The sequence below is a fragment of the Olivibacter sitiensis DSM 17696 genome (assembly GCF_000427965.1).
GTDB lineage: Bacteria > Bacteroidota > Bacteroidia > Sphingobacteriales > Sphingobacteriaceae > Olivibacter > Olivibacter sitiensis.
Genome location: NZ_ATZA01000112.1, coordinates 1 through 1086, shown reverse-complemented (window position 1 = coordinate 1086; position 1086 = coordinate 1). Strand labels below are relative to the sequence as shown.

The following is a 1086-nucleotide window of genomic DNA, read 5'->3' as shown; positions in this document are numbered from 1 at the left end:
CTTTTAAATTGTTCGTCGAACACTCGATTTCCCATAGTACAACAAATTTAATTATTCATCTTTAAATCTGTCTCTACTCAAATGTACTAACTCCAGTGGAAGAAATTGTGGACGGTGGACAGGAAAGCGACGGACAGGGCGGGCTACCGATTTATCCGGGACCAATCCTTGATGGTAAGTTCGTAGTGGAAACTGCCCAAAGCGCATACGAGGCAGGCAGACAACCAAACATTCCAATTATTATAGGTTCCAACAGTGCTGAAGTACCAGGTGGTTTTGTCAATGCAACATCCAAAGAACAATTATTGTCCTTATTTGGAAAATATAAGGAAGAAGCTGTTAGCACCTATGACCCCAATGGCACGACGGAATTTGCCGAAATGCTGACGATGGTCAATACGGATAAGGTGTGGGCAGAGCCTGCCCGATTTACAGCTAAGGCTTTTACAGCAAAAGGAACCCCTGCCTATATATATCTTTTCGGCTACGTTCCCGCTTCTTTACAACAGCGACTAAGGTTCGGCGCTCCGCACGCATCAGAGATAGCATACGTGTTTAATAATCTTACTAACAGAAATGGCATTGAAGTGGGTCAGAAAGACCGGGAAGTGGCAATAATGATGAACACGTATTGGGCAAATTTTGCAAAGACAGGAAATCCGAACAGTAAGGGACTGCCTCAATGGAATGTGTATAGCACAGGGGAAAATGAGTTGCTTGAAATTCGGCGTGATGGCTCCGCCGTTTGTGTTCCAGACCCGAAAAATGCAAGACTGGATGTTATAGAAAAGATAGCAAAAACTATTAAATAGCGATGAGATAAATAAATATACTAATAATGTGTATCAGTGATTTTGGTAGGTAAAACAGTAATGGGTATAAGTCAATTATTTTTTATGTTCCGAAATTTGTATAGTAAATAGAAGTAAAATGAAGCAATTAAAAATAATAGGTCTTATAACGATGATAGTTTCTATTTCATTGTTCACAAACTGTAAATCGTCAGCAAAAAGTGGACACGATATTTTAAAAACTTAAGGAGTGTTTTCATCAAAAACGTTAGATTTAATTATGGGAACACCAAAG

Annotated in this window: 1 protein-coding gene; it reads left to right on the top strand. The window is 39.3% G+C overall.

Features of this window, described 5'->3' with window-relative positions; all coding sequences use genetic code 11:
- Positions 1 to 95 precede the first annotated feature (95 nt).
- Complete coding sequence (locus A37S_RS25885) at positions 96 to 812, top strand: carboxylesterase family protein (protein WP_051293404.1); 717 nt, start codon at positions 96 to 98, stop codon at positions 810 to 812.
- Positions 813 to 1086: the final 274 nt, after the last annotated feature.